Here is a 26,845-nt window from a genome sequence, read left to right as displayed (position 1 = left end):
ATCGTCGGCAAGATGCCACGCTGACCTATCTAGAAGTTTCCTGGTCACCAAGGAGGTAGGACGACTTGTGAATGAGTCGACATTTGCTCCCGGGGGTGGTCAACCAGGAACGCCTGCGCGGGGCCAGGCCCCCACCGGGGATCAGGCTCCTGTCGGCTCCGTCGCTGTCTCCACCTTCGCGGCACACCAGACGACGGGACAGCCGCAGAGCGGTTACGCCCACGACAGCAGGAACGATCATCACGTGAATGCCATGGCCGGCGACCACGGCGGTGGCGAGGACCCCACTCGCCTCGCCGACTACGACGACCTGTCCGAGAGTCACTTCTACGACCCGGACGCGGACTACGAACCAGACCCGGAGTACGCCGCGACGCTCGCACCCGACGCGGCGCGACAGCGCCGTGAACGTATCGGACCCACCGGCCGGCCCCTGCCGTACTTCCCGATCCCGGGGCCGCTGACCGACCACGGTCCGGCAAAGGTCATCGCGATGTGCAACCAGAAGGGCGGCGTCGGCAAGACCACGTCGACCATCAACCTGGGCGCGGCGCTGGCCGAATACGGCCGCCGGGTGCTGCTGGTCGACTTCGACCCGCAGGGCGCGCTGTCGGTGGGCCTCGGGGTGAACCCGATGGAGCTGGACCTGACCGTCTACAACCTGCTCATGGAGCGGGGGATGTCGGCGGACGAGGTGCTGCTGAAGACGGCGGTCCCCAACATGGACCTCCTCCCGTCGAATATCGACTTGTCGGCCGCCGAAGTGCAGTTGGTGAGCGAGGTCGCGCGCGAGCAGACGCTGCAGCGCGCGCTGAAGCCGCTGATGCAGGAGTACGACTACATCGTCATCGACTGCCAGCCGTCGCTGGGCCTGTTGACGGTGAACGCCCTGACGGCCGCGCACAAGGTGATCGTCCCGCTGGAGTGTGAATTCTTCGCGCTGCGCGGTGTGGCGTTGCTCACGGAGACGATCGAGAAGGTGCAGGAACGTCTCAACCCGGATCTGGAGCTGGACGGCATCCTCGCCACGATGTACGACTCGCGCACGGTGCACTCCCGTGAGGTGCTGGCGCGGGTGGTCGAGGCCTTCGACGATCACGTCTACCACACCGTGATCGGCCGGACGGTCCGCTTCCCGGAGACCACGGTCGCCGGCGAACCGATCACCTCGTACGCCTCCAACTCCGTCGGCGCGGCCGCCTATCGCCAGCTCGCCAGGGAGGTGCTCGCCCGGTGCCACGCCGAGTGAGTCTGCCCGGGGCCGACGAACTGTTCCGTACGACCGGGGGGATGGGACTGCAGTCCCCTCCCGGTACGGGCAACCGCGGCCACGCGAACGGCGAGTCGGGCTCCGCGCCTTCGACGCCTGGCGCACCGGGCACGTCGGCCGCGCCGCGGGTGCCGTCGCCGGCGCGTGAGGGCGATGCGGAGGCCGGCTCGGGGCCGGCGGGGGAGCGCGGGGCGGAGTCGGAGGAGGAGTCCGGGTCGGGATCCGGGTCTGGTTCCGGGGCCGGATCGGGCAAGGGTGGCGGCGGTGCCGCTGGTGAGTCTTCCGGTGGCCGCGGTGGTGACGCCGGCGGTGGCGGTGGTACGGCCACGGCCGGGAGTGACGCGGCGACGCGCGAACGTGAACAGGCGGAGCCTGCCGAGCACTCCGGCCGCGACGCGGGGCAGCCGCGGCGGGAGCGGCAGGCGAGTGCGAGTCCCTCCGGGCCGGGCACGCAGCGGCGGGCGGGGTCCGGTGCGGGCGGCGGCTCCGGGTCGACTGCGGCGCAGCGCCGTTCCAAGCGGGCGGCCGGTCGGCGGCCGAGTGGCCGTGAGCGGCACGACGAGAAGATCACCGTGTACGTCTCCGCGGAAGAGCTGATGGACCTCGAGCACGCTCGCTTGGTGCTGCGGGGCGAGCATGGGCTCGCGGTGGACCGTGGCCGGATCGTGCGGGAGGCGGTCGCGGTGGTCCTGGCGGACCTGGAGTCGCGGGGCGACGCGAGCATCTTGGTACGCCGCTTGCGCGGGCGCTAGCGCGCGGCTGTCGGCTCTTCTGCTGTTGCTGCATGCGACGGCGTCGCTGCGCCCTGGGCGATCGCGCCTGGCGGCGCTCGCCCTCAAGCGCCGGGCGGGCTTGATTTGCGCGTGGTCCGGCCCGGCGGACGGCGGTTGCTGCGCCCTTGGCGATCGCGCCTGGCGGCGCTCGCCCTCAAGCGCCGGGCGGGCTTGATTGTGCGTGTGCGCTTGCCGCGCGGCCTGGTGCGGTTTGGGGGGTGCTGGTGTGCGGGGCTGGGTCTGTGGTTCCGGGTGCGGCTGGCACGGGGTGCTACGCGGGGGTCGGCTTTGTGGGTCCGGGTGCGGCCCGGAGGGGCTGCTCCGCTAGACGTTGGTTGCCCTAGTCCCGGTGCCGGGCCACGCTCCCGCAGCCCCTCCGGGCCACACCCTCCGCAGCGCCGGCGCCCACCGGACCATCCCCGCCTCACCCCGACCCCTGCGGATCGCACCCCCACCCCCGCCTCCGGGGCGCATCCTCCGCACCGCCGCCCGGCCGCCCGGCCGCCCGAGGGGACGATGGCCCAGGCCGCACCCGGGCCCACCCAACTCGCCCCCCACACCTCCGAGGCCACATCCGCCTCACCACCGCCCGGCCGCCGAACACGACCACCCACCCCGCCCCCGCCTCCGGGTCGCATCCTCCCCACCCACTCACCGCCGCCCGGCCGCCCAAGGGGACCAGCCGCCCCCACCCCTCCGCAGCCCGCCAACCCCACTCGCACCGCACCCCACCGCAACCCGGCGACGCGGCCGCCACCATCCGATGCCAAGCCACCCGCACCCCACCCACCCGGCTGACCGCAGGCCGCCCCACCCAGGGAGGGGCCGGGGTGGAACGACGCCGCCGAAAAAACCCAGCACCGAGCAGCGAACCGACCACCACGTTTTTTCGGTGGTGTCGTGGAACCCCGGCCCCGGCCCACCCACCCAAACCAGGGCGCGCCCTGCCGCACACAGCAACGGGCGGGCGGGTGGGAGATACGCGGCCCAGCCCGCCGCAAGCGATACGCTGCGCAGCGATGGACAGGCACGATGACCAGTCACAGGCGCCAGCCCCCTCGCGGCGAGAGCTAGGCCAAGGCCCCCGCGCAGCGGCAACCGCCCCTGCGCCGGACCGCCCCACCCGCCCGCTGGAGCCGGACCCGGTGCCGGAGCCCTACCCCGAGCCGCTCCCCATCCCGCAGCCCGACCCGTCGCCGCTCCCGGACCCACCGGAGCCGGACCCCGTACCCATCCCGGCCCCCGCCCCTGCCCCCGAGCCCGTACCGGAACCGGAAACCGAACCCGCACCCGCCCAGGCACCCGACAACGACCCGGAGGCCGGCGACCCGGAGACGGGCGAGCCCGACGCACACGAGCCCGACGCACACGAGCCCGACGCACACGACCCCGACCCCACCGACAAATTCACCGTCCGCCTCGACAACTTCGAAGGCCCCTTCGACCTCCTCCTCCAGCTCATCTCCAAGCACAAGCTGGACGTCACCGAGGTCGCCCTCTCCCGCGTAACCGACGACTTCATGGCGCACATCCGCGGCATGGGACCGGACTGGGACCTCGACCAGACCACCGAGTTCCTGGTGGTCGCCGCCACCCTCCTCGACCTCAAGGCGGCCCGGCTCCTCCCCGCCGCGGAAGTCGAGGACGAGGCCGACCTCGCCCTGCTGGAAGCCCGCGACCTGCTGTTCGCTCGGCTGCTGCAGTATCGGGCGTACAAGCAGATAGCCGAAATCTTCCAGGACCGGCTGGAGCGCGAGTCGCGCCTCCACCCCCGTACCGTCGGGCTCGAACCGCACCACGCCGAGCTGCTCCCCGACGTCGCCATCTCCATCGGGCCCGAGGGCTTCGCGAAGCTCGCCGTCAAGGCGATGCAGCCCAAGCCCAAGCCGCAGGTGTACGTCGATCACATCCACGCCCCGCTGGTCAGCGTGCGCGAGCAGGCGGAGGTCGTGGTCGCGCGGCTGCGGGAGCTCGGGAACGCCGCTTTTCACGAGCTCGTCGCCGACGCACCGGACTCGCTCACTGTCGTAGCGCGATTCCTGGCGCTCCTGGAGCTCTACCGGGAGAAGGCCGTCGCCCTCGACCAGGACGAGGCGCTCGGCCCGCTGATAGTGCGCTGGACCGGCCCTGAGGACGGCGGGACGCCGATGGTGACCGATGAGTTCGACACCCCGGCCGGGGAACGCGAGAAGGACGAGGAGGGCGCAGCGCAGTGAGCGTTACGGAAACGGAAGACGAGCAGCCAGAGGTGGCGGAGAGCGCGGAGGCCGAGGAGAACGCGGAGAGCGCGGAGACCGCGGAGGCCCCGGCCGACCCCGCCGCCGACCCCATCGCCGACCTCCCCCTGAAGCCCGCCCTCGAAGCCGTCCTCATGGTCGTCGACGAGCCCGTCGCCGCCGAACACCTCGCCAAGGTCCTGCACCGCAAGCCCCGCGAGATCTCCGAGGCCCTGGCCGAGCTCGCCGATGAGTACACCGCCCAGCAGCGCGGCTTCGACCTGCGGCTCGTGGCCAATGGATGGCGGTTCTACACCCGTGCGGAGTACGCCGACGCCGTCGAGGGCTTCGTGCTGGACGGGCAGCAGGCCCGGCTCACTCAGGCCGCGCTGGAGACGCTTGCCGTCGTCGCGTACCGGCAGCCGGTGTCCCGGTCACGGGTCTCCGCGGTGCGCGGAGTGAACTGCGACGGGGTCATGCGCACCCTCCTGCAGCGCGGGCTGATCGAGGAGGCGGGGACGGAAGCCGAAACAGGTGCGATCCTGTACAGGACGACGAACTACTTCCTGGAGCGGATGGGCCTGCGCGGCCTGGACGAGCTCCCGGAGCTCGCTCCCTTCCTCCCGGAGGCGGACGCGGTGGAAGGCGAATCGCAGGAAGGGGTCCCGTCGTTCGACGTAGACGACGACAAGGACTAGCTGAAGTTCCATGCGAAGCAGCAGTGGCGGTGGCCGAGGCGGCAGCGGCGGCGGTGGCCGGAAGAGCGGCGGGAGCGGCGGTAACAACCGCAATTTCCGGGGCGCGGGCAACAAGGGTGACCAGAAGCGCGGCGACCAAAAGCGCGGCGACCAGAAGCGCGGCAAGCCGCGCCCTGAGGAGCGCCGGTACGACCAGAGCGGCAGCAAGCCCGGCGGCGGTCGGCCGGGCGCCGGCGGCAAGACAGGCGGCAGGCAAGGCGGCGGCCAAGGCGGCCGCGGTCGCCCCGCGCCCGCCCGCTCGCGGGAGTACGACGCCCAGATCGAGGAGCGCAATCGCGCCCGGCACAGCAAGCCCGCCATCAAGCTGCCGAAGACCTTCGGCGAGGAGGAGGGCGAGCGGCTGCAGAAGGTGCTCGCCCGCGCCGGCATGGGCTCGCGGCGCGCCTGTGAGGAGCTGATCGACCAGGCGCGGGTCGAGGTGAACGGGGAGATCGTCATGGAGCAGGGGCTCCGCGTCGACCCGGAGAAGGACGAGATCAAGGTCGATGGGCTGACCGTCGCCACGCAGTCTTATCTCTTCTTCGCGCTCAATAAGCCGGCCGGCGTCGTCTCCTCCATGGACGACCCCGAGGGGCGGCAGAACCTCGGCGACTACGTGAACAACCGCGAGACGCGGCTCTTCCACGTCGGCCGCCTCGACACCGAGACCGAGGGGATCATCCTCCTCACCAACCATGGCGAGCTGGCCCACCGGCTCACCCATCCGCGCTATGGCGTGCAGAAGACCTACCTCGCCCACATCCGCGGCCCGCTGCCGCGCGAGATCGGCAAGCGGCTGAAGGACGGCATCCAGCTCGAGGACGGGTACGCCCGCGCCGACCACTTCCGGGTGGTGCAGCAGACCGGCAACAACTTCATGGTCGAGGTCACCCTGCACGAGGGCCGCAAGCACATCGTGCGGCGAATGCTGGCCGAGGCCGGCTTCCCGGTGGACAAGCTGGTGCGGGTGAAGTTCGGGCCGATCGCGCTGGGCGACCAGAAGTCGGGGTGGCTGCGGCGGCTGACGAACACCGAGGTGGGGATGCTGATGAAGGAGGTCGGGCTGTAAGGGCCGTCCCTCCATTGCGGCAGCCCCTTACGACCACACCCCCAGCTCCACCGCCCGCCCCCGGGCATCCCTGCGTACCTCCAGCATCCCCACCACCGCGGTCCGGTTGATCCGCCCGTACACGTGGGGGAAGAGGGTCTCCGCCGGGATGCCCGGGGGCGGCGCCCCTTCCGCCCCTTCCGCCCCTTCCGCTCCATCCGCCGCCTCCCAGCTGATCCGGGCGTCCAGCGCGTGCTCATCGATCATCAGCACCATCAGCGGTCCCGGGGCGCCCCGGTACGCGGTATCAGCCACCGCCAAGCTCGTCGCCTCGTCCGGCGCGCAGTGCACGAAGCCCGCCTCGGCGAGGTGCGGCGGGGCGTACGGGCGGTCCGGCGCGATCAGCCAGTCGTCCAGCGGCACCACGTGGTAGATCATGCCGGTTCTGTACCGCGCTCGAGTGGCCGATATGCCGGAATTGCGGGAAATTGGGCTTGTCCGATGCCGGGGAATGCGTCGACGTGGCCCCCGGCCACATGCACAGCATGAAAGGGACATGGTCATGTCCAGTAACCCTCTCGGAGCACTCCTCGGCAGCCTGCTCGGCGGCGCCGGCGGTCAGCAGGGCGGTAGTGGTGGCGGTGCCGGCGGCCTGCTGGGTTCGCTGCTGAACGCACTCGGTGGCGGCCAAGGCGGCCAGGGCGGCCAGCAGAGCAACCCGCTCGGCAGCCTCTTCGGCCTGGTCGACAGCAAGGCCGAGCCTGACGACGCCGTCCGTGAGAAGGCGCAGTCCTGGGTCGGCAGCGGTGCCAACCAGGACCTCACCCCCGATGAGGTGACCCGCCTCCTCCCGGCCGACGCCATCCACCAGGCGGCAACGGAGCACGGCATCTCGGACGAGGAGGCGGCCAACGAGATCGCCCGCACTCTGCCGCAGGCCGTCGACCGCGCCACCCCGAACGGCGCCGACGACCTGCAGCGGCCCCTGGAGGACGTCGCCAACGAGGTCCTGCCGGGCGGCTGGGGCGGCCAGAAGGCTGCCTGACGCTGTCTGACCCGAGCAACCGCCCGCCGGGCCCCCGTCTCGACAGCCGGGCGGCCCGGCGGCGGCCTGCCCGGGCTCAGTACCCTTGACCACCGTGAGAACCGCACTCGTCATCGGCACCGGCCTCATCGGCACCTCCATCGCCCTCGCCCTCGCGGGCCGCGGCGTGCAGGTCTATCTGCGGGACGAGGACGCCGACCAGGCCCGTACCGCCGCCGCGCTCGGCGCCGGGGCCGACAAGGTGCCTGACGGGCCCGTGGAGCTCGCCGTCGTCGCCGTGCCGCCCGCCTACGCCGCCGAGGCCCTCGCGGCCGCCCAGCGGGACGGTGTGGCCCGCGGCTACATCGACGTCGCCAGCGTCAAGGGCGGCCCGCGCCGCGCCCTGGAGCAGGCGGGCGGGGACCTCAGCTCGTACATCGGCACCCACCCCATGGCGGGCAGCGAGCGTTCGGGGCCCCTGGCCGCGACCGCCGACCTCTTCGAGGGGCGCCCCTGGGTGCTCACCCCGACGCCCGGCACCGACACCGAGGTGCTGAACCTGGCGCTCGAGCTCGTCGCCCTCTGCCGCGCCGTGCCCGTCGTCATGGACGCCGACGCCCACGACCGGGCCGTCGCCCTCGTCTCGCACACCCCGCAGCTGGTCTCCAGCCTCGTCGCCGCCCGGCTGCAGCATGCCGACGAGACGGCGGTACGGCTCTGCGGGCAGGGCATCAGGGACGTCACCCGGATCGCCGCGTCCGACCCGGCCATGTGGATCGACATCCTGTCCGCGAACCCGGGGCCGGTCGCCGATGTGCTCTCGGAGGTCGCGGCCGATCTGGACGGGACCGTACGGGCGCTGCGGGAGCTGGAGACCGGTGGTCCCGCCGCCGGCATCGAAGACGTGCTGCGCCGCGGCAATGCCGGGCGCGACCGGGTGCCCGGCAAGCACGGCGCCGCGCCCGCCGCGTACGAGAGCGTCACCGTCCTCATCAGCGACGAGCCGGGCCAGCTGGGCCGGGTCTTCGCCGACGCGGGCCGCGCCGGGGTCAACATCGAGGACGTCCGTATCGAGCACGCCACCGGCCAGCAGGCCGGCCGCATGCAGCTCATGGTCGAGCCGCAGGCCGCCCCCGCCCTCAGCGCGGCCCTGCGCGAGCGCGGGTGGGCGCTCAGGGACTGACCGAGTGCCAGTACCCTTAGGCGGCGGCCCCCTCGGGGCCGTAGCTATGCGCAGGCTGAATCCGAAAGGTGCACATTCATGATCGTCGGAATCGACGGCCCCTCCGGTACGGGCAAGTCGAGCACTTCCAAGGCGGTCGCCGCCAAGCTCGGCCTGCGTTACCTCGACACCGGCGCCCAGTACCGCGCGATCACCTGGTGGATGCTGCACAACGGCATCGACCTCAAGGACCCCGCCGCCATCGCCGCCGCCGTCGGCCGGGCCGAGATCGTCTCCGGCACGGACCCGTCCGCCCCGACCATCACCGTCGACGGTACGGACGTGGCCGGGCCGATCCGCACCCAGGAGGTCACCTCCGCGGTCAGCGCCGTCTCCGCCGTGCCGGAGGTGCGGGCGCGCATCACCGCCCTGCAGCGCAGCATCGCCAAGGACGCGGCGGGCGGCATCGTCGTCGAGGGCCGCGACATCGGCACCACCGTGCTGCCGGACGCCGACCTGAAGGTCTTCCTCACCGCCTCCGAGGGCGCCCGCGCCGCCCGCCGCTCCGGCGAGCTCAAGGGCAAGGACGCGGCGGGCCTGAAGGCCACCCAGGAGGCCCTCGCCAAGCGTGACGCCGCCGACTCCACCCGCAAGGCCTCCCCGCTGGCCAAGGCCGACGACGCCGTCGAGGTGGACACCACGGAGCTGACCCTCGAGCAGGTCATCGAGTGCGTGGTCACGCTCGTAGAAGAGAAGCAGCAGGGTCGGTGACGTCGCAGCAGACCGAACGGCCCGCCAAGGCGGCGCAGCCGAGCCTGAAGGGGGCCGCCGTCGGGCGGCGGCTCGGCATCGGGATCATCAACGGCATGTGGCGGCCCCGGGTGCTCGGCGGCTGGCGGGTGCCCGCCGCGGGGCCGCTGATCCTCGCGATCAACCACACGCACAACGTGGACGGGCCCGTGCTCATGGGCACCTCGCCGCGGCCGGTGCACTTCCTGATCAAGAAGGAAGCATTCATCGGCCCGCTCGGCAGCTTCCTGCACGGCATCGGGCAGGTGGAGGTCGACCGCTCCGGCGCCGACCGTAAGGCCATCGGCCACGCTCTGGGTGTGCTGGAGCGGGGCGGGGTGCTGGGGATCTTTCCCGAGGGCACCCGGGGCGAGGGCGACTTCGCGTCGCTGCGCGCGGGGCTGGCGTATTTCGCCGTACGGTCGGGGGCGCAGGTCGTTCCCGTGGCGGTGCTCGGCAGCGGGGAGCGCCGCGGCCGGGTGATATCCGCGCTGCCGCCGCTGCGCAGCCGGATCGACGTAGTCTTCGGCGACCCGTTCGAGGCCGGCGACGGCAGCGGCAGACGTACCCGCAAGGCCCTGGATGAAGCCACCGGGCGCATCCAGGAGCGGCTCACCGCGCATCTGGCCGCCGCCAGGCGCGCGACCGGCCGGTAGACGAGACTTGCCGGGGGAGAATCCCCGGACCCCTGTGGATGAGGACAGCAACCCCATGACCGACGACACCACCCCCTCGGGCGCAGCCCACGGCGAGCTCTCCGAGTCCGAGTACGCCGAGTTCCTCGAGCTCGCCGCCCAGGAGGGCTTCGACGCCGAGGACCTGGAGGGCATCGCCGGCGAACTCGCCGCCGCGGGCGGCAGCACACCGCTGCCCGTGCTGGCCGTCGTCGGCCGCCCCAATGTCGGCAAGTCGACGCTGGTGAACCGCATCCTCGGCCGCCGCGAGGCGGTCGTCCAGGACCAGCCGGGCGTCACCCGCGACCGGGTCACGTACGAGGCCAACTGGGCCGGGCGCCGCTTCAAGCTCGTCGACACCGGCGGCTGGGAGCAGGACGTGCTCGGCCTCGACGCGTCGGTGGCCGCCCAGGCGGAGTTCGCCATCCAGGCCGCCGACGCGGTCGTCTTCGTCGTGGACTCCAAGGTCGGCGCCACCGACACCGACGAGGCCGTGGTGAAGCTGCTGCGGCGGTCCGGCAAGCCGGTGGTGCTGTGCGCCAACAAGGTCGACGGTCCTACGGGCGAGGCCGACGCCGCCATGCTGTGGAACCTGGGCCTCGGCGAACCGCACCCCGTCTCCTCCCTCCACGGCCGCGGCACCGGCGATCTGCTCGACGCGATCCTCGAGGTGCTCCCGGAGGCGCCGCAGCAGACCTTCGGCGCCGGCGGCATCGGCGGGCCGCGCCGGATCGCGCTGATCGGGCGGCCGAATGTCGGCAAGTCGTCTCTGCTCAACAAGGTCGCCAAGGAAGACCGGGTCGTCGTCAACGAGCAGGCGGGCACCACCCGCGACCCCGTCGACGAGCTCATCGAACTCGGCGGCAAGCAGTGGATGTTTGTCGACACGGCGGGCATCCGGCGGAAGGTGCACCTGCAGGAGGGCGCGGACTACTACGCGTCGCTGCGCACCGCCGCCGCGCTGGAGAAGGCCGAGTGCGCGGTCGTGCTCATCGACGTGAACGAGTCGATCTCCGTGCAGGACACCCGCATCATCTCGATGGCGGTGGACGCCGGACGCTGCGTCGTCATCGCGTACAACAAGTGGGACACCCTCGACGACGAGCGCCGCTTCTACCTGGAGCGGGAGATCGAGCGCGACCTGGTGCAGGTGCAGTGGGCGCCGCGGGTGAATGTCTCGGCGCGGACCGGGCGGCATATGGACAAGCTCGTCCCGGCGATCGAGACCGCGCTGGCGGGGTGGGAGACGCGGGTGCCCACCGGCAAGCTGAACTCCTTCCTGGGCGAGCTGGTGGCGGCCCATCCGCATCCGATCCGGGGCGGCAAGCAGCCGCGGATTCTCTTTGGTACGCAGGCGGGGACGAAGCCGCCGCGGTTCGTGCTGTTCGCGTCCGGGTTCATCGAGGCCGGGTACCGGCGGTTCATCGAGCGTCGGCTCCGGGAGGAGTTCGGGTTCGAGGGGACGCCGATTCAGATCTCGGTGCGGGTGCGGGAGAAGCGCGGCCGGAAGAAGTAAGAGCGGCCGCGCTTCTGGGGCGTTCCGTCACGTGCACGGCCTGCGGTAGTCCACCTCCGGCAGCCTGACGTCCCACTCCCGCTCGCTGATCGTGCCGCGCGCCCCCGCCCCCGCGCGGGCGCACACGGCCGCCACCGCCGCGTCCTTCGCCATCGGATGCGCCCGTACGCCCCCGGGCCCGGGCCCGGCCTCGTAAAGCCGCGCGCCGTCCGCGCTGAAGCCGGCCGTCACCGGGCCCGTGGTCGCGGTCCCGAAGCCGTGCCCCAGCTGCCGCTGCCACGACACATCCCACAGCCGCAGCGTGCCGTGCGCGCCGCCCACCGCCAGGACGCCCTTCTCCGAGAACTCGCTCCGCCCGAAGGCCAGCGACGCCACCCCTTCCGGACCGCCCGCGCCGTCGCCGCCGTCGGTGGCGGGCAGCACGCCGAGCCGGAAGCCGGTGCGCGCGTCGCGCAGGGTGACGCGGCCGAGGCGGTCGCCGTACGCGATGAGGCACTCTTTCGGGTGGAAGGCGAGCGCGGTCGGATCGGCGGGGGCGAGGCCGCGCTGGATCACCTTGCCGGAGCCGATGTCGATCACCTCGCCGCGGGAAGTGGCCAGCAGGCCGCAGGCGGGGGAGGCCGCAAGTAGCCCGCCGCCGGTGCCACGCACGGTCCCGCGCGGCCTGCCGTCCCGTACGCCGAGGAACTGGACCGCGTCCGGCCCCGACACGGCCAGCCGCTCGGCTCCGGGCAGGAAGGCCAGCCCGTGCGCCGCACCCGCGTCCCCCGCGCGCCGCAGCGTCCGCAGCCGCTCGACGCCCTCGCCCGAGACCCGCCACACCGCGACCTCGCCGTCCCGGCCGAGGGTGGCCAGCCGCCGGCCGTCGGGGCTGAACACCAGCTGCCGGTAGGCCCGTTCACCGCTGCCGATGGCCGCCTCCGCGGCCTTGGCGACCGCGCGACGCGGCGTGCGCTGTGACACCGGCTCGACCGCGAGGCGGCCGCCCGCGCGCTGCGTGAGCAGCAGCCGGCCGTCCGGACTGAGCACCGCCGCCGGACCACCGCTCGGCCCCTGCGGCGCCGTGCCCCGCACCCGCGGCTGCCACACGTCCACCGTCCGCACCGTGCCGCCGCTCAGCAGCCGCACCGCCTCCGCCTTGCCGTCCAGGGCGAGCGCGCCCGCCTCCTCGTTCCCGAGGGGGTACGTCACCGGCGGCGCCGGGTCCGCGGCCGGGCGCAGGTCCGAGGTGCGGTGCAGGGAGAGCGAGTTCGCGTCCGTAGCCGCCAGGAAGTCGCCGTCGGGGCTGAACGCCACCTTGCCCGCGCCCTCATGCGCAAAGCGCCGCAGCGGCGGCTTCGCGGCCGTCAGGTCCCAGCTGCACACCTCGCCCGCGAGCACCGCGGAGACGATCCGGCCGTCGGGGCTGAAGGCCACCGCGCAGTCCTCGCCGGCGATGAGGGTGGGGGAGGTGGTGAGGCGCGGCGTGTGCGAGCCGACGCGGAAGATGCCGATCGGCTTGCCCGTACGGCACATGGCGACGGTCTTGCCGTCCGGGCTGACCGCGACGGCGTCGTGGTGCGGGTACGTTCCCGCGGTCCGGCCGTGGCGGCGCAGCACGACCGCGCCGCGGGTGGTCACGGCGAGGGTGTCGCCGCCGGTGAAGGTGAGTGCCGTGACGGGGGACTTCGCCTGGTACGGGAGCGCGGTCCGGGCGCCGGTGCGGGCGTTGTACTGGGTCACGCGGCGGCCGTCGGCGACCGCGATCGTACGGCCGTCGGGGGTCATGGCGGCGGCGTCCGCGGCGCCGCCGGCGATGCGTGCGGCGGGGCGGGCGTCGCCGGTCCGGACGTCCCAGGTACGGAGCGTGCCGTCGCCCACCAGGGCCGCGGTGCGGCCGTCGGCGCTGAGGAGGGGGAGCGTGGGGCCGCTCCCGCCGCCGAGCCGCAGCACATCCGACTCCCGCTGCGACAGCGCCCCGTACAGCGCCGCCCGCGTGTCCACCGTGTCCGCGGCCCGCACCGCCGCCACCGCGAACTGCATCGCGCCCGCCGGGTCCGACAGCCGCAGCGTGTCCGCCACCGTCGCCACCCGTCCCGCGGCCTCCTTGCGGTCCTGTTCGGCCCGCGCCTCCGAGTTCACGTACGCGATCGAGCCCCCCAGCAGCGCGCACACCACCAGCACCGCTGCCAGCCCCCAGCGCGCCCGCTTGAGTCGCGTGGTGCGAGTGCGTGCCGCCGCGCCCGCCGCCAGGAACTCGCGCTCGGCCGCGGCCGGTCGCAGCCGCGGTGGCGCCTCCGCCACCCACGCCTCGGCCGTACGGAGGGCGGCGCCGCGGTAGAGGTCGTCGGGGCGACGGCCCTGCGCCGCCCAGTTCCCCGCGTCGCGCTCCAGCCGCCGCAGCGTGCGCAGCGTCTCGCGATCCTGCTGCACCCACCCGCGCAGCCGCGGCCACGCGCCGAGCAGCGCGGGGTAGGCGAGCCGCACGGACGTGCCTTCGGCGACGAGCAATCCGAGGGTGTCGGACTGGCTACGGACCCCCGCTTGCCCACCGCCGCCCGACTGGCCACCGGCACCCGACTGACCACCGCCGCCCGCTCGTTCGGCCGCCAGCAACCCGCCCGCCGTGAAGGCAGCCACCGCCTGCCGCGCCGCGGCCTCATCCACGCCGCCCGCCGCATCCGTACCGCCTGCCGCGCCCGCGCCACCCGTGCCCCCCGCCGCCCCCACGGCACCCGCGGCGACCGCCTCCCGCAGCTCCCCCCACTCCGCGCCACGGACCGCGTCCTCGCTCCCGTCCGCCCGCTCCCCTGGCACCACCAGCCGCAGCAGCACCGCCCGCGCCGCCTCCTGCCCCGCCGGCGACAGCGACGCGTACGCCGCCTCCGCCGCATCCCCCAGCGGCAGTTCCGGCAGCGACGCCTCGGCCACGGGCCGTACCGCCGCCGCGGTGTCCGCGCCCCGCTCCAGCTCGCCCTGGGCGGCCACCCGCGCCGCGGCGGTGCCCTGGCCGCCGATCAGGTCCAGCAGGATCTGCCGCGCCGTCGGGCGTAACTCGGGCTGCTTGGCCAGCGCCTGGTCCACCAGCGAGCGCAGCGGCTCGGCCAGCGCGCTCAGGTCGGGGCGGCGGAGGGCGACGGCCTCGATCACCTCGCCGATGCCCGCGCCGCCGAAAGGATCCCGCCCGGTCGCCGCGAAGAGCACCACCGCGCCCCAGGCGAAGATGTCCGCGGGCGGGCCCGCCTCGCCCGTACGGCCGCTGCCGCCGGGGGAGACGACCTCGGGGGCCATGTAGCTCGGCGTGCCGACGAGCATGCCGGGCTGGGTGTAGCGGCTGGACTCCAGCGCGGCGTCGAGGCGGGCGATGCCGAAGTCGATGACGCGGGGGCCGTCCGGGCCGAGGAGTACGTTGTCCGGCTTCAAATCGCGGTGTACGACGCCGCATTGGTGGATGGCGGTGAGCGCGGTGGCGATGCCGATGCCCAGGCGCAGCAGCGAGCCGCCGTCCAGCCGGCCGCCATGCCGCACCGACTCGCGCAGCGTCGGCCCGGCTATGAACTCCGAGACGATGTACGGGTGATCCGCCGCCGTATCCGCGTCCAGCACCCGCGCCGTGCAGAAGGCGGCCACCCGGCGCGCGGCATCGACCTCGCGGGCGAAGCGGCCGCGCAGCTCCGGGTCGTCGAAGCCCGTGCGCATCAGTTTGATGGCGACGCGGCCGCCGCTGCGGGTGTCGTACGCCTCGTAGACCACACCCTGGCCGCCCGCGCCGAGGCGCGCGGCGAGCATGTAGTTCTTCAGGCGCTGCGGATCAGTGGGTGCGAGTGCGGACCGGCCCATTTGCGCCACCCCCATAGGCGTGGGCTCTCAGTCTCCGTCTAGAGACGGTGTCCGTCACCCTCCTGGTTCCGCGTGGACTGTCCGTGCACCCAGCGGGTGCCGCCGTGGGGGAGCGGCGGCCGGCCGCGGAGCACCGCCTCGAAGCGCAGCTTCTCCTCGCCGGTGCGGTCGCCGGGCAGCGCCCGGAACAGGCGGCGGTACTCGGCGTACAGGGCGTCGTAGATCGGCGTCTGGTTGCTGCCGGGCAGGGAGTGGTCGTGGGCGGGACGCATGCCGGGGATGTGTGTCTGGTACGGGTGCACATCCGGGCAACGATCGCCACGCCCCCGAGGCTACGGCCCTTATGCGCCGGTCAGTCGCATGGCGGAGCCGACGAGCGTGCCGCGTGACGCCGCGCGCTCCAGCGCCTCCCGGAGCAGATCCTCGCGCGGCTGCCGGCCGATGGCGCCCGCCGGGGCGGCGTAGACCAGCACCTCGTGCGACTTCGCGGCGATGGTCCGCCAGCCCTCGGTGACCTGCAGCGGCTGATGCGCCTGCCACCACGCGGTGGGCGGCTCGCCGCCGGGGGAGGGCTGCATGACGGCGTGCAGCATGCCCTCGACGAGCAGCACCGACCAGCCGTCCACGCCGGACGGGGGCTTGTCCACGTCCATCACCGGGAGGAAGCCCTGCTCGATGAGGAGCGGCAGGAAGTCGTCGCCCGGTCCGGTGGAGCCGGGGCGGGCGATCGGCCCGGTGGGCTCGACGACCAGCGCCGGGCGCAGCTCCTCGCCGCACAGCACCAGGCCGCAGGTGACGCCGAGGACGGCCTGCTGCGGCGCGTCGGTGGCCGCGGGCTCGGGGCTGGGCGCGGGTGCGGGCGCGGCCGGCTGCAGGGCGGCCGGCTGCGGGATGACGGGCGGCGGCCCGTCGCCCCCTGCGCCGGCCCCGGCGCCGACCGCGGCGGGCGCCGGGGCCGGGGCGGGGGCGCCGTCCTCCTGGGAGGTGATGGCGCGTACCGCTCCCTGCAGCTGATCCTCGGAGACCGGGACCACCTGGGACGGCACGCACGTGGCGTGCGCGAAAGCGAGCACGGCCGTCTCGTCGCCGACGAAGAGCACCGTGGAGGTGCGCTCGCGCTCGGAGTCGCCGGGGGTGCGGCAGGACGTGCAGTCGTACTGTCCCGGTGCGTTGTCCCCGGCGAGCAGCCGGTCCGCTTCTTCGTCGCCGATCTCGGCGCGTACGTCGTCGCTCACATCGAGCATGCGAGGCACGGGTGGCTCCTCGGTGTCGTATGTCGTGTTCGTAAGAGCACAACGGGTGACATGTGTCCGGAGTCACGCCCAGGCCGCCGATTGCTCCACCCGTCGTGCGCACACCGTGAGATATCCGGCGGAACAGCTTACTCCCTGCCAACTCATGCGGAGAGCAAGCAAGTTGGGACGGTGAGGTGAGTCACAGATCGCTGCACACGGAGGGTGATATATCGAGATATCCCAGCATCAATCCGGTGGCTGAAAATCGCTGATACCGGGGGTAACCGTCAACTGGCCTGCGGCAGGGAGGACTTGGTTGATAGTCGGGCGAGCACGGCCATACATTCCTCCGCCGTGTGCACCGAGCACCGCCCGGACACGCCCCGCCATCCAAGCAACCAGCACCGTCGGCGGGGCGGGGCGGAGCGGTCAGCCGGCGCCAGACGCGTCCTGCGGCCGTGCCCGCCTTTGGGGGAATCCGGGTTCGTGGAGAGGGAATTCATGTCTCTTCCCCGGTACGACGTACGTCGCACCACCGCACTGCTCACAGGAGCGGCAGTCGTGATCGCGCCGCTCACCCTGCTCGCCACGGCATCCCCCGCGGGGGCGGCCGACGGCGGCGTGTGGGATCGCATAGCCCAATGCGAGAGCGGAGGGAACTGGCACATCAACACCGGCAACGGCTACTACGGAGGCCTGCAGTTCAACGCCGGCACCTGGCGGGCGCACGGCGGCGCGGCGTACGCGCCGACCGCCGACAAGGCGTCCAAGTCCCAGCAGATCGCCATCGCGACCAAGGTGCAGCGCAGCCAGGGCTGGGGGGCCTGGCCCACCTGCTCGGCCCGCGCGGGCGCCTCGGGCTCCGCCCCGGGCGTCCAGGCGCCGGCCGCAAAGCCCGCCGCACCCAAGGCGGCACCCAAGGCGGCCCCGAAGGCCGCCCCGGAGCGTACGGCTCCGCACCCCGATCGCGGCCACAAGCGTGGCAGCGGCAACTACACGGTCAAGAGCGGTGACACGCTCAGCAAGATCGCCAAGGCGCATGACGTCAGCTGGCGGAAGATCTTCCGGGACAACCGCAACACCATCGGCGGCAACCCGAACCTGATCTTCCCGGGCCAGCGTCTGGAGGTGTGAGCCTCAGCCCGTCCCGTTCGCCCCGCCGGTGCCGTGTTCGCCGGCGGGGCGTCCGCCGACCAGCTCCCAGAAGCAGGCGAGGTGGTCGGCCATGTCGACCCCGGGGTCGTACATCCACTGCAGCTGCAGCCCGTCGAGCACCGCCGCGGTCAGCACCGCGAGCCGCTCCGGGTCCAGCTCCGGCGGCAGCTGCCCGTCCCGCTGGAGCCGCGCGATGGCCGCGGCGAAGGTGGTACGGGTGCGCGCATACCGCTCGCGGACATAGTCGTGCGCCGGGTGTCCGGCCTCGGCGGCCTCGGACGTGAAGCGGGAGAAGAGCTGGACGAGGCCCGGGACTTCGGCGTTGTGCTCGACGACCCGGACGGTGGCGGCGCGCAGGTCGGGGACGGCGGTGTCCGGACCGTGGGGCTCCCGCTCCCCCTCCGCCGGAAAGCCGAAGGCCGCCCGGTCCCGCTCATCCCGCCGCCGCAGGATCTCCTTGAAGAGCTCCTCCTTCGACCCGAAGTAGTGCAGCAGCCCGGTCTGGCTGAGCCCGACCCCCTCCGCCAGCTCGCGCACGGTCGTACGGCTGTAGCCGGCGGTCGCCACGATCTCGAGCGCCTTGTCCAGGATCTCCTCGCGCTTGGCGACGCCTTTCGCGTACGGGCCTCTTTGAGCCATGCCCCCGACCCTAAGGCCTGCGGCAGATCCTTGCCGCCGAAAACCGAGTGACGTACGGTTTTGGCCATGTCCCTCGAAGAGCAGGCGGCCCTCGGCAGCGGCGCGGACTTCTGGACCACCAAGGCCATCGGCCGGGTGCCGTCGCTGCTGCTCACCGACGGCCCGCACGGCGTACGCAAGCAGACCGGCGACACGGACCACCTGGGCCTCGCCGACAGCCACCCGGCGACCTGCTTCCCGCCCGCCACCGGCCTCGCCCAGAGCTGGGACCCCGCGCTGGCCCGGCGCATCGGCGAGGCGCTCGGCCGGGAGAGCCGGGCGCTGGGCGTGGACGTGCTGCTGGGTCCCGGCATCAACATCAAGCGCGACCCGCGCTGCGGCCGCAACTTCGAGTACTACTCGGAGGACCCGCACCTCACCGGCGCCCTCGCCGCCGCCTGGGTCGAGGGCCTGCAATCGACCGGCACCGGCGCCTCCTTGAAGCACTTCGCCGCCAACAACGCCGAACACGACCGCATGCGCTCCAACTCCGACGTCGACCCCCGCACCCTCCGCGAGATCTACCTCCGCGCCTTCGAGCACGTGGTGAAGACGGCGGCGCCCTGGACCGTGATGTGCTCGTACAACCGCATCAACGGCGTCTACGCGGCCGAGAACCACTGGCTGCTGACCGAGGTCCTGCGCGACGAGTGGGGCTTCACCGGCGCGGTCGTCAGCGACTGGGGCGCGGTCGGCGACCGGGTCGCGGCGGTGGCGGCGGGGGTGGATCTGGAGATGCCGGGGACGGGCGGCGCCACGGATGCCGCGGTGGTGGCGGCGGTACGGGCGGGGCAGCTGGACGCGGCCGCGGTGGAGCGGGCGGCGGGACGGGTCGCCGAGCTGGCGGCGAAGGCGCAGTCGCGGACCGGCGAGACCGTGGAATCGGACGTACGGGACCACCACGCCCTGGCACGCGAGGCGGCCGCCCGCTGCCTGGTCCTCCTGAAAAACGACGACGACCTCCTCCCCCTCCCCGCCGCCGAACCCCTCGCCGTGATCGGCGAGTTCGCGACGAAGCCCCGCTATCAGGGCGGCGGCAGCTCGCATGTGAACCCGACCCGCCTCGACATCCCCCTGGACGAGATCCGCGCCGTCGCGGGCGAGGTCACGTACGCCCCCGGCTTCACCACGGGCGGCGACGCGGATGGTGAACTGCGCGCCGACGCGGTGCGAACGGCGGCCGCCGCCCCCGCCGCCGTCCTCTTCCTCGGCCTGGCCGCACACCAGGAGTCCGAGGGCTTCGACCGCGACGACATCGAACTCCCCGCGGACCAGCTCCAGCTGCTCACCGAAGTGCTCCGGGCCCAGCCCCGCACGACCGTGGTCCTGTCGCACGGCGGCGTGCTGCGCCTGGCCCCGGTCGCGGCGGCGGCCCCGGCGATCCTCGACGCCGCCCTGCTGGGCCAGGCGGGCGGCGGCGCGATCGCGGACGTCCTCTTCGGCAAGGTCAACCCCTCCGGAAGGCTGGCGGAGACGATCCCTGTCCGGCTCCAGGACACCCCCGCGTACCTGAACTTCCCCGGCGAGAACTCCCTCGTCCGCTACGGCGAAGGCATCCACGTCGGCTACCGCTGGTACGACGCCCGCGACATGGAGGTCACGTACCCCTTCGGCCACGGCCTGTCGTACACGACGTTCGCGTACGCGGACCTGGACCTGCTCGCGGACGCCGCGGGGATCACGGCACGGGTGACGGTGACGAACACGGGCGAGCGGGCGGGCGCCGAGGTCGTCCAGTTCTACGCGTCGAAGCCCGGCTCAGCGGTGACCCGCCCACCGCGCGAGCTGAAGGGCTTCGCGGTGGTGCCGCTGGAGCCCGGAGAAAGCAGGCAGGTCACGGTGCTGCTGCGGCGCGCGGACTTGGCGTACTGGGAGACGCGGGCGGACCGCTGGATCGTCGAGGACGGCGACTACGAGGTCTCGGTGGGCGCCTCCAGCCGCGACATCCGGCTGCGCCTGCGGGTCGAGGTGATCGGCGACGAACTGCGCCTGCCGCTGACGCTGGACTCGACGCTGGGGGAGCTGCAGGCGCATCCGGAGGGGGCGGCGGTGCTGCCGGAACTCGCCGGTCCGGCGGCCGGAGGGGACGACGGCGGCGAGGGCGCGCTGGGCATCGACCTGGCCCGGATGATGGCGTCGATCCCGATCCGCCGGATCGTCGACCTTGGGATGGGCGGAGTCACGCTGGAGGAGCTGGAACGCGCACTGGCGGTGGCGAACGGCGCCAAGATCAGGAGACGAAACCCCTAGCTGAATGACCCCAGCCGGCCCAACTCACTCAACTCTCCCGGCTCGCCGCCGAAGACGACCTCCCCCCGGCGCAGCTCATAGACCAGCCCGGCGGCTGCTCGCAGCCCCCGCGGCAGCGACTGCTCGGCCACGACGACGGTCGCGTCCAGCTCGCCCAGCAGGGCGTGCGTACGGGCGGCCATGGCGGCGGACATCCCCTGGCCCGGCTCGTCCAGCAGCACCAGGCGGGCTGGGGAGAGGAGGGCGCGGGAGATGGCGAGCATGCGCTGTTCGCCGCCGGAGAGGGTGCCGGCGCGGCGGCTGCGGAGGGGGCGTAGGGCCGGGTAGGCCTCGAAGGCGGGGGAGATGTCGCCGCCGCTTGCGACCAGCTCCAGGTTCTCGGCGACCGTGAGGGACGTGAAGACGGCGCGCAGGTCGGGGGTGAAGGCGAGGCCGCGGCGGGCGCGGGCGTAGGCGGGCAGACGGGTGACGTCGGCGCCCCGCCAGCGGACGCGTCCCGCGGTGAGCGGGACCGTGCCGGCGAGGGCGCGCAGGGCGGTGGTCCGGCCCGAGCCGTTCCGGCCGAGCAGGACGGTGAGCCGGCGGTGCGGCACCGCCAGGTCGATGCCGTGGAGCGCTTCCAGCGGGCCGTAATGGACGCGGGCGCCTTCAAGGGCGATCTCGATGCTCATGAGGCGGTGGCCTGCAGATCGGCGAGTACGCGGGGCGCGGGACCCGCGGCGGTGATGCGGCCGGCGCTCATGGCGTAGGCGGTGTCGGCGAGTTCGACGACGAGGTCGAGGTCGTGCTCGACGATGAGCAGCGCCATGCCGTCGGCGGCCAGCGCTCTGAGCGTACGGGCGAGGGCGCCGGCCTCGGCGGTGTCGAGGCCTGCCGCGGGCTCGTCCAGCAGCAGCACGCGGGGGCCGCCGGCGAGTGCGCGGGCGAGTTCGACGCGGCGGAGGGTGCCGGTCTGCAGCCCGGCGGCGCGGGCGTGGCGGAGCGGGGTGAGGTCGAGGAGGTCGAGGGCGCGGTCGACGGCTTGGGTGGGGTGGCGGCCGGAGCTCGCTCCGTGCTCGGCGCCGATGCGGACGTTCTCCTCGACGGTGAGGGAGGGGAAGACGGCGAGCTGCTGGAAGGTGCGGGCGATGCCTTTGCGCGTACGGGCGTGCGCGGGCGCACGGGTGATGTCGTGTCCGTCGAGGATGACCTGCCCGCTGCTGGGCCGCAGCGTCCCGGCGAGACAGTGGAAAAGGGTCGACTTCCCGGCCCCGTTGGGCCCGACGAGCGCGGTGATGCGACCGGGCGGGATGGCGATATCGACGGAGTCGAGCGCCTGGTAGTCCCCGTAGGCGACGCTGACGGCGCGAGCGGTAAGCCTCGCTGAGGCTGACGCCCCGCCCGCGCCCCCGCCCCCGGGGGCAGGCGTCCCGCTGGGCGGGAAGGGCGGGCCCGGACGTTTCCGCCGGACGCCGACGCGACTCGCACCGGCGAGGACCCGCTGCGCCCAGCGGCGCGTAGCCCGGCCCCGGTGCGAGTGGGGCAGGGCGGGTCCGGCCCGCTGCGCCCGCCCGTGCCGCCCAACGGCGGCCCGTCCGCCCGCAGCGGGGGTGGGTGGCGTTTGGGGTGCGTGGTTGTCTCCGGCGGGGGTGGGTGGCGTCTGGGGTGCGTGGTTGTCCGCGGCGGCGCGGGGATGCGGCGGCCGCGCGGGGTCGTCTGGGGCGGGGATGGGTGGTGGCGGCGCGGGGCTGTCCGCGGCGGCGGGGGTGTGTGGCGTCTGGGGTGCGTGGCCGTCTGCGGGCGGAAGGGCCACCGGGCCCCTGTTCTCCCTGGGCGGCTTGGCGGGTGGCTTGGCATCGGATGGTGACGGCAGGGCTGCCGTCGTGCGCCTGGTCCCGGTGCGGGTGGGAGGGCTGGCTGCGGAAGGGGAGAGGGGCGGGGCGCCGGTCCCGCTGCCGGGCGGCGGTGGGCCTGCGGCCGCAGCGGAGGCGCCTGAGTCCGCAGCGGAGGCGCCTGAGTCCGCCGCCGTGACGCCGACCCCCCTGTCCGCGACAGCAACGGGCGGGTGGGCGGGAGAAGAAGCAGCGGCCAGCCGCAGGCGCGCGCGCAGGTGCTCCCCCCGCGGAGTCAGGCGCACCGGCTCCGCGAGCCCTCGCAGCCGCCCCCACCCCCGCCCCGCCGCCTCGTACAGACCCCCGGGGAACCGCCCCAGCAGGACGGCAAGCACCCCCACCACCGCCGCCGCCATCCCACCCTGCGTCCCCGCATCCAACCCCACCAGCAAAGCCGCGGCCGCAAGGGCGCCCAGCACACTGTCCGCCCCCAACACCACCACCGCCGCAAACCACAACAACGCCCGCACCGGGTCATACGCATTCGGATCGAAGGCCTGCACCCCCATCCCCAACATCCCGCCCCCCAAAGCGGCCAAGCCGGCGCCAGCGACAAACGCTCCGGACTTCAGCGCCGGCACCCCCACCCCCGAAGCCGCCGCCCCCGCCTCGTGATCGCGCACCGCCGCCAGCGCCCGCCCCGTACGCCCCCGCCGCAGCGCCCACACCGCAAGCACCGCACCACCCAGCAGCAGCAACTCCAGCACGTAATACGAGCGGTCGTCCGCGAACCCCGCCGGCCGATCCAGCGTCAGCCCCGTAATCAGATCCGGCTGGGCAAAGACGAACCGGCTCACCGCCACCCCCACCGCCAACGTCGTCAGTGCCAGCGCCAGCCCCTGCCGCCGTATCGCCGGATACCCCACCAGCAGCCCCAGCGGCGCGACGACCACCACCGCGAGCCCCAGCGCCACCAGCTCCGGCACCGCCCCCACCCCCGGCACCCGCCCCGCCGCCAGCAGCGCCGCCAGCAGCGCGCCAAGACCCGCATACGCCGCCTGCCCCAGCGACACTTGCCCACCCCGCCCGGTCACGACCACCAGCGACAGCAGCACCACACCCAGCGCGGGCACCTGCACCGCCGTCGTCAGGTCCGTACCCGCGAAGCCCAGCGGCAGCAGGAAGAGCACCCCGGCCACCACCCAGGCCCGCCCGTCCCGGTCGGGAGTCGCCGCCGGCACCTTCAGAAAGCCCGCACCGTCGCCACCCCCGCCCAACACCCCGATCCGCGGCAGCGCCAGCGCCGCCACCAGCAGCCCTACGGCAAAGAGATTCGTCGACACGGCCTGCACCAACGTCCCCTCCCACCCCCCGGGATGGAAGCGCGTCAGCTGGCTCTGCAGCACCCCGATCGCGAGCGCCGCCAGCACCGCCACCGGCAGGTTGCGCATCGCGGCCGCCACCGCGACGCCGATCACGGCCATCACCAGCAGCGGCAGTCCGTACGGATCGAGCCACAGCTGCGGCGCCAGCAGCACACCCGTAAGCCCGGCCGTAAAGGTGCCGAACGCCCACCCCGTATCCGCCACCCGGTCCGCGTCGATGCCGCTCAGCGACGCCAGCCGCCGGTTGTCGACCACCGCCCGCAGCTCCCGCCCGATCCGCGTCCAGCGGGTGATCGCCGCCACCGCCAGGGCCAGCACGACCACCGTCGCCAACTGCACCCACGGATCGTCCGGCAGCAACTCCGGCGCGTCCGAGCGCGCCCCCGTGCCCCACAGCAGCCCCGCCGCGCCCACCAGCAGCACAAAGACGCCGATCGACGCCACCAGCGTCTGCGCGCCGCCGCTCTCGCCGCGGTCCTGCAGCACCGACAGCGGGCGGAACACAAAGCGCCCCAGCAGCAGCCCGATCCCCGGCGCGATCACCACCAGACACAGCGCCGCGGCCGCCCACAGCGGCCAGTCCCACTCCACCGCGAACTGCCGCAGCGCATAGGCGGTGATCATCGCCACCGCCCCGTGGGCGAGGTTCAGCACCCCGGTCGCCCGGTACGTGACGATCAGCCCGATGCCGGTCAGCGCCGCCGCGCTGCCCACCGCGAGCCCGGCGAGCGTCAGCTCGTACGTGAGCGACGCCGCGAGCGGCCCCATCACGCCTCCGCGGGCCGTACGGGACCGTCAGCCGCCTCGTCCGCCGCTTCATCACCCGGCTCACCTGGCTCGCACACGGGACATGGCGCCAGCCCCCGCCGCGCCTCCGCGTCCACCGCCGCCGCGTCGGCCTTGCCGCGCACCAGCGGGCAGTCGGGGCGGTGGTAGAGCGTGCCGCCCGGCACCGTCAGGCAGCCGTCGGCCGCGGTCGTCCGCGTTACGGGCGGGCCCGTCGCCTCCGGCTCCGTATCGCTCGCCACCAGCAGCCCGTACAGCTCCTCCACCCGCGCCGCCGCGAGGCCCTGGTCGCCGCGGGCGAGCAGGATCGCGCCGGCGATGATGAGCGCGGCGCCGGGGATGGTGCAGGACGCCAGATAGGGGAGCTGGCGCTCGGCGAAGCGCTCGCCGGAGATGCCGTACCAGCCGATCACGCACAGCACCGCGCCTCCGGACACCGCGGCCCAGCCGCCCCACTGGACGGCGAGCGACCGCACGCTCCGGCCCCACCGCGCGCTCACCTGAGGCATCTTTCCCCCTGCGCATCTGTGCATGTCGGCTGCTGGCATGCACTATGCCCCTTGACCCTTTCCTGCGCAGTAACCTGACGAAGATTCAACGTTCGTCAATGACCGTCAACTACCGCACGAGGTGAGGCAGATGGCCCGACGGGGACTCTTGGCGCGTACCGCCGCGCTGACCGCCGTGGTGGTGCTCGCGGGAGCGGGCATGGCCGGCTGCGGCGACGACAGCGGCGGCACCGGTGAGCCGAAGAAGACGCCCAAGCCGCAGCCCAGCAGCTCCGCCAGCTCCACGCCCGCGGAAGGGGGCGGCGGGGGTGCGCCGGCGGACAAGGCGGCCGCGGAGAAGGAGGTCAAGGAGAACTGGCAGAAGCTCTTCGACCCGAAGACGCCCGTCAAGGACAAGCCGAAGTACCTCGAGGACGGCGACAAGATGCAGCCCTTGATGGACCAGATGAGCAACGCCAAGGAACTCAAGCAGGTCGCCGCGAAGGTGACCAAGGTGACCTTCACGTCCGCGGAGAAGGCCGAGGTGAAGTACGCCCTGACGCTCAACGGCGCCACGGCCGTACCCAACACCACCGGCACCGCCGTCCTCCAGGACGGCACCTGGAAGGTCTCCAAGAACTCGATCTGCGCCCTGATCAGCCTCAGCGGCTCCCCGGCCCCGGGCTGCTGAGCGGCGAGCTGAGATGCGCCGCGCCGCCATCGTCCTCGCCGCGCTCGGCCTGCTGCTGAGCGCGGCCTGCGGCAGCCGGCTGCCGGAGAGCGACTTCGCCGACCGCGATCGGGACCGCGGCCCCGCCCCCACCGGCGAGGCCAAGGGCGAGCCCATCAAGGTCGGCATCATCACCAGCGCCACCAGCCCGGTCGGCGGCGAGACCTTCGTCGGCCCGCGCGACGGCGCCCAGGCCTACTTCGCCGCGCTCAATAAGCGCGGCGGGGTGCACGGCCGCCCGGTTGAGGTCGTCACCTGCGACGACGGCGGCAGCGGCGGCGGCAACAGCGACTGCGCGCGCAAGCTCATCCAGCAGGAGAAGGTCTTCGCGCTCGTCGCCACCACCGTCCTCGATTACGCGGGCGCGCCCCTGGTCAGTAAGGCGGGCGTCCCCGACATCGGCGGGCAGCCGATCGGGGCGGCGTACGAGACGTATCCGCACCTGTACGGGATCTACGGCAGCCAGGCGCCACGCAAGGGCAAGCCGGGCTGGGGCGGGCGGCTCTACGGCGGCACCGAGGTCTACCGCTACTTCAAGCGCGAGCACGACGCCCGCACCGCGGCCGTCGTCGCGTACAACCAGGCCGCCTCGGCCGCGTACGCCCGTAATGTCGCCGACGGGCTGCGCAAGGAGGGCTACAAGGTCGTCACCGAGCAGGTGGACTTCGCGCTGCCCAACTTCAAGGCGGTCGCGGCCGACCTGCGCGACAAGAAGGCCGACCTGGTCTTCGACGCGATGGACACGCACGGCAACGCCCAGCTGTGCAAGGCGATGGATGGCGCCGGCGTCGACCTCATCGCGAAGGTGACCAACGTGCAGAACTGGGCGTCCACGATCCCCGCCGACTACAAGGACGCGGGCAACTGCCGCAACACCCTGTGGGCGACCGGCGCCAGCCGCAACTACGCGGACGACGACGACCCGGCGGTGCGCGCCTTCAGCGACGGCATGGCCGTGTACGCGAAGTCCGCGAAGATCAAGACCCGCTCGCAGTGGCAGCTGGAGGGCTGGGCGGCGGCCATGTGGTTCGCGGACGCGGCGAAGTCGTGCGGGCGGCAGCTGGAGCACGCCTGCGTGGAGCGCTTCCTGGAGCGGGACAAGCCGTACACGGCCGATGGGCTGCTGCTGCCGGTGAACTTCCACGCCCAGGCCGAGCCGCCGAAGACCGAGCGGGCCTGCGTGTCCGTGGCCCGCTGGAAGGACGCCGCCGCGGGCGGCAAGGGCGGCTGGGTGTCTCAGGGGGACATGAACGACAACTGCTTCGAGGATGTTCCTCAGCTTTCGTATCGGCCCTGACC

At 73.4% G+C, this 26,845-nt stretch carries 22 protein-coding genes; 14 read left to right on the top strand and 8 right to left on the bottom strand.

The window, feature by feature from the left end:
• The first annotated feature begins 253 nt into the window (after positions 1–253).
• From ACNNMR_RS07665 to ACNNMR_RS07645, 5 genes are all read left to right on the top strand, one after another.
• Positions 254–1,249: a ParA family protein gene (locus ACNNMR_RS07665; protein WP_165241658.1), complete on the top strand. Its 996-nt coding sequence runs from the start codon at positions 254–256 to the stop codon at positions 1,247–1,249.
• A gap of 41 nt (positions 1,250–1,290) precedes the next feature.
• Entirely contained in the window at positions 1,291–2,022 is a 732-nt protein-coding gene (locus ACNNMR_RS07660) for a hypothetical protein (RefSeq protein ID WP_419993771.1), read from the top strand.
• Positions 2,023–3,062: 1,040 nt separating this feature from the next.
• Positions 3,063–4,259 (top strand): segregation and condensation protein A, encoded by a 1,197-nt coding sequence (locus tag ACNNMR_RS07655; protein WP_419993770.1) that lies wholly within the window; start codon positions 3,063–3,065, stop codon positions 4,257–4,259.
• Positions 4,260–4,291: 32 nt separating this feature from the next.
• Positions 4,292–4,957 (top strand): SMC-Scp complex subunit ScpB, encoded by a 666-nt coding sequence (gene scpB, locus ACNNMR_RS07650; protein WP_420000283.1) that lies wholly within the window; start codon positions 4,292–4,294, stop codon positions 4,955–4,957.
• A 10-nt stretch (positions 4,958–4,967) separates the two neighbouring features.
• Positions 4,968–6,065, top strand: coding sequence for a pseudouridine synthase (locus ACNNMR_RS07645; protein ID WP_419993769.1), 1,098 nt, complete (start codon positions 4,968–4,970; stop codon positions 6,063–6,065).
• 27 nt (positions 6,066–6,092) lie between these two features.
• Here the strand turns inward: ACNNMR_RS07645 and ACNNMR_RS07640 are convergent, their stop codons facing one another.
• The gene (locus ACNNMR_RS07640; RefSeq protein ID WP_419993768.1) at positions 6,093–6,482 is read right to left on the bottom strand and encodes a DUF952 domain-containing protein; all 390 of its coding nucleotides are present in this window, start codon (positions 6,480–6,482) and stop codon (positions 6,093–6,095) included.
• Positions 6,483–6,606: 124 nt separating this feature from the next.
• Here ACNNMR_RS07640 and ACNNMR_RS07635 point away from each other — a divergent pair, with 124 nt between their 5' ends.
• From ACNNMR_RS07635 to der, 5 genes are all read left to right on the top strand, one after another.
• Positions 6,607–7,089, top strand: coding sequence for a YidB family protein (locus tag ACNNMR_RS07635; RefSeq protein ID WP_419993767.1), 483 nt, complete (start codon positions 6,607–6,609; stop codon positions 7,087–7,089).
• Positions 7,090–7,183: 94 nt separating this feature from the next.
• Positions 7,184–8,251 (top strand): prephenate dehydrogenase, encoded by a 1,068-nt coding sequence (locus ACNNMR_RS07630; RefSeq protein WP_419993766.1) that lies wholly within the window; start codon positions 7,184–7,186, stop codon positions 8,249–8,251.
• A gap of 78 nt (positions 8,252–8,329) precedes the next feature.
• On the top strand, positions 8,330–9,001 hold the full coding sequence (gene cmk / locus ACNNMR_RS07625) for a (d)CMP kinase (RefSeq protein WP_419993765.1): 672 nt from the start codon (positions 8,330–8,332) through the stop codon (positions 8,999–9,001).
• Positions 8,998–9,675, top strand: a complete 678-nt coding sequence (locus ACNNMR_RS07620) for a lysophospholipid acyltransferase family protein (RefSeq protein WP_419993764.1) — start codon at positions 8,998–9,000, stop codon at positions 9,673–9,675. Before cmk ends, ACNNMR_RS07620 begins: the two co-directional genes overlap by 4 nt.
• A gap of 55 nt (positions 9,676–9,730) precedes the next feature.
• Positions 9,731–11,209, top strand: a complete 1,479-nt coding sequence (gene der, locus ACNNMR_RS07615) for a ribosome biogenesis GTPase Der (protein WP_419993763.1) — start codon at positions 9,731–9,733, stop codon at positions 11,207–11,209.
• A gap of 27 nt (positions 11,210–11,236) precedes the next feature.
• Here der and ACNNMR_RS07610 read toward each other — a convergent pair whose 3' ends face one another.
• The 3 genes from ACNNMR_RS07610 to ACNNMR_RS07600 form a co-directional block, all read right to left on the bottom strand.
• Positions 11,237–15,028, bottom strand: coding sequence for a WD40 repeat domain-containing serine/threonine protein kinase (locus ACNNMR_RS07610; protein WP_419993762.1), 3,792 nt, complete (start codon positions 15,026–15,028; stop codon positions 11,237–11,239).
• A 38-nt stretch (positions 15,029–15,066) separates the two neighbouring features.
• Complete coding sequence (locus tag ACNNMR_RS07605; RefSeq protein WP_419993761.1) at positions 15,067–15,300, bottom strand: hypothetical protein; 234 nt, start codon at positions 15,298–15,300, stop codon at positions 15,067–15,069.
• Between the two features lie 69 nt (positions 15,301–15,369).
• Complete coding sequence (locus tag ACNNMR_RS07600) at positions 15,370–16,272, bottom strand: hypothetical protein (RefSeq protein ID WP_420000282.1); 903 nt, start codon at positions 16,270–16,272, stop codon at positions 15,370–15,372.
• Positions 16,273–16,764: 492 nt separating this feature from the next.
• Here ACNNMR_RS07600 and ACNNMR_RS07595 point away from each other — a divergent pair, with 492 nt between their 5' ends.
• Complete coding sequence (locus ACNNMR_RS07595; RefSeq protein WP_419993760.1) at positions 16,765–17,397, top strand: transglycosylase family protein; 633 nt, start codon at positions 16,765–16,767, stop codon at positions 17,395–17,397.
• Between the two features lie 3 nt (positions 17,398–17,400).
• Here the strand turns inward: ACNNMR_RS07595 and ACNNMR_RS07590 are convergent, their stop codons facing one another.
• Positions 17,401–18,057, bottom strand: a complete 657-nt coding sequence (locus tag ACNNMR_RS07590; protein ID WP_419993759.1) for a TetR/AcrR family transcriptional regulator — start codon at positions 18,055–18,057, stop codon at positions 17,401–17,403.
• Positions 18,058–18,123: 66 nt separating this feature from the next.
• On the opposite strand from ACNNMR_RS07590, the gene ACNNMR_RS07585 reads away from it, so the two are divergent.
• Complete coding sequence (locus tag ACNNMR_RS07585) at positions 18,124–20,346, top strand: glycoside hydrolase family 3 C-terminal domain-containing protein (protein WP_419993758.1); 2,223 nt, start codon at positions 18,124–18,126, stop codon at positions 20,344–20,346.
• On the opposite strand, the gene ACNNMR_RS07580 is transcribed toward ACNNMR_RS07585, so the two are convergent.
• Genes ACNNMR_RS07580 through ACNNMR_RS07570 form a run of 3 tightly spaced genes read right to left on the bottom strand, consistent with a single transcriptional unit; the run spans position 20,343 to position 24,837 of the window.
• Positions 20,343–21,017, bottom strand: coding sequence for an ATP-binding cassette domain-containing protein (locus ACNNMR_RS07580; protein ID WP_419993757.1), 675 nt, complete (start codon positions 21,015–21,017; stop codon positions 20,343–20,345). The two genes, ACNNMR_RS07585 and ACNNMR_RS07580, sit on opposite strands and share 4 nt — an antisense overlap.
• Entirely contained in the window at positions 21,014–24,310 is a 3,297-nt protein-coding gene (locus tag ACNNMR_RS07575) for an ABC transporter permease subunit (protein ID WP_419993756.1), read from the bottom strand. Before ACNNMR_RS07575 ends, ACNNMR_RS07580 begins: the two co-directional genes overlap by 4 nt.
• The gene (locus ACNNMR_RS07570) at positions 24,310–24,837 is read right to left on the bottom strand and encodes a hypothetical protein (protein ID WP_419993755.1); all 528 of its coding nucleotides are present in this window, start codon (positions 24,835–24,837) and stop codon (positions 24,310–24,312) included. Before ACNNMR_RS07570 ends, ACNNMR_RS07575 begins: the two co-directional genes overlap by 1 nt.
• A gap of 130 nt (positions 24,838–24,967) precedes the next feature.
• On the opposite strand from ACNNMR_RS07570, the gene ACNNMR_RS07565 reads away from it, so the two are divergent.
• Positions 24,968–25,507, top strand: a complete 540-nt coding sequence (locus ACNNMR_RS07565) for a hypothetical protein (RefSeq protein ID WP_419993754.1) — start codon at positions 24,968–24,970, stop codon at positions 25,505–25,507.
• A gap of 13 nt (positions 25,508–25,520) precedes the next feature.
• The gene (locus tag ACNNMR_RS07560) at positions 25,521–26,843 is read left to right on the top strand and encodes an ABC transporter substrate-binding protein (RefSeq protein ID WP_419993753.1); all 1,323 of its coding nucleotides are present in this window, start codon (positions 25,521–25,523) and stop codon (positions 26,841–26,843) included.
• Positions 26,844–26,845: the final 2 nt, after the last annotated feature.

The organism is Streptomyces boninensis, assembly GCF_048572725.1.
In the GTDB taxonomy this organism is placed as follows: Bacteria; Actinomycetota; Actinomycetes; order Streptomycetales; family Streptomycetaceae; genus Streptomyces; species Streptomyces boninensis.
This window is presented reverse-complemented; position numbering and strand designations above follow the sequence as displayed.

Excerpts from the sequence above, each read along its gene's own strand:
- ACNNMR_RS07645 (WP_419993769.1), top strand. The coding sequence starts at position 4,968 with ATGCGAAGCAGCAGTGGCGGTGGCCGAGGCGGCAGCGGCGGCGGTGGC.
- ACNNMR_RS07660 (WP_419993771.1), top strand. The coding sequence starts at position 1,291 with ATGGGACTGCAGTCCCCTCCCGGTACGGGCAACCGCGGCCACGCGAAC.
- ACNNMR_RS07595 (WP_419993760.1), top strand. The coding sequence starts at position 16,765 with ATGTCTCTTCCCCGGTACGACGTACGTCGCACCACCGCACTGCTCACA.
- ACNNMR_RS07600 (WP_420000282.1), bottom strand. The coding sequence starts at position 16,272 with ATGCTCGATGTGAGCGACGACGTACGCGCCGAGATCGGCGACGAAGAA.
- ACNNMR_RS07585 (WP_419993758.1), top strand. The coding sequence starts at position 18,124 with ATGTCCCTCGAAGAGCAGGCGGCCCTCGGCAGCGGCGCGGACTTCTGG.
- ACNNMR_RS07610 (WP_419993762.1), bottom strand. The coding sequence starts at position 15,028 with ATGGGCCGGTCCGCACTCGCACCCACTGATCCGCAGCGCCTGAAGAAC.
- ACNNMR_RS07665 (WP_165241658.1), top strand. The coding sequence starts at position 254 with ATGGCCGGCGACCACGGCGGTGGCGAGGACCCCACTCGCCTCGCCGAC.
- ACNNMR_RS07640 (WP_419993768.1), bottom strand. The coding sequence starts at position 6,482 with ATGATCTACCACGTGGTGCCGCTGGACGACTGGCTGATCGCGCCGGAC.
- ACNNMR_RS07590 (WP_419993759.1), bottom strand. The coding sequence starts at position 18,057 with ATGGCTCAAAGAGGCCCGTACGCGAAAGGCGTCGCCAAGCGCGAGGAG.
- ACNNMR_RS07575 (WP_419993756.1), bottom strand. The coding sequence starts at position 24,310 with ATGGGGCCGCTCGCGGCGTCGCTCACGTACGAGCTGACGCTCGCCGGG.
- ACNNMR_RS07655 (WP_419993770.1), top strand. The coding sequence starts at position 3,063 with ATGGACAGGCACGATGACCAGTCACAGGCGCCAGCCCCCTCGCGGCGA.
- ACNNMR_RS07580 (WP_419993757.1), bottom strand. The coding sequence starts at position 21,017 with ATGAGCATCGAGATCGCCCTTGAAGGCGCCCGCGTCCATTACGGCCCG.
- ACNNMR_RS07560 (WP_419993753.1), top strand. The coding sequence starts at position 25,521 with ATGCGCCGCGCCGCCATCGTCCTCGCCGCGCTCGGCCTGCTGCTGAGC.
- der (WP_419993763.1), top strand. The coding sequence starts at position 9,731 with ATGACCGACGACACCACCCCCTCGGGCGCAGCCCACGGCGAGCTCTCC.
- ACNNMR_RS07570 (WP_419993755.1), bottom strand. The coding sequence starts at position 24,837 with ATGCCTCAGGTGAGCGCGCGGTGGGGCCGGAGCGTGCGGTCGCTCGCC.
- ACNNMR_RS07635 (WP_419993767.1), top strand. The coding sequence starts at position 6,607 with ATGTCCAGTAACCCTCTCGGAGCACTCCTCGGCAGCCTGCTCGGCGGC.
- cmk (WP_419993765.1), top strand. The coding sequence starts at position 8,330 with ATGATCGTCGGAATCGACGGCCCCTCCGGTACGGGCAAGTCGAGCACT.
- ACNNMR_RS07605 (WP_419993761.1), bottom strand. The coding sequence starts at position 15,300 with ATGCGTCCCGCCCACGACCACTCCCTGCCCGGCAGCAACCAGACGCCG.
- ACNNMR_RS07565 (WP_419993754.1), top strand. The coding sequence starts at position 24,968 with ATGGCCCGACGGGGACTCTTGGCGCGTACCGCCGCGCTGACCGCCGTG.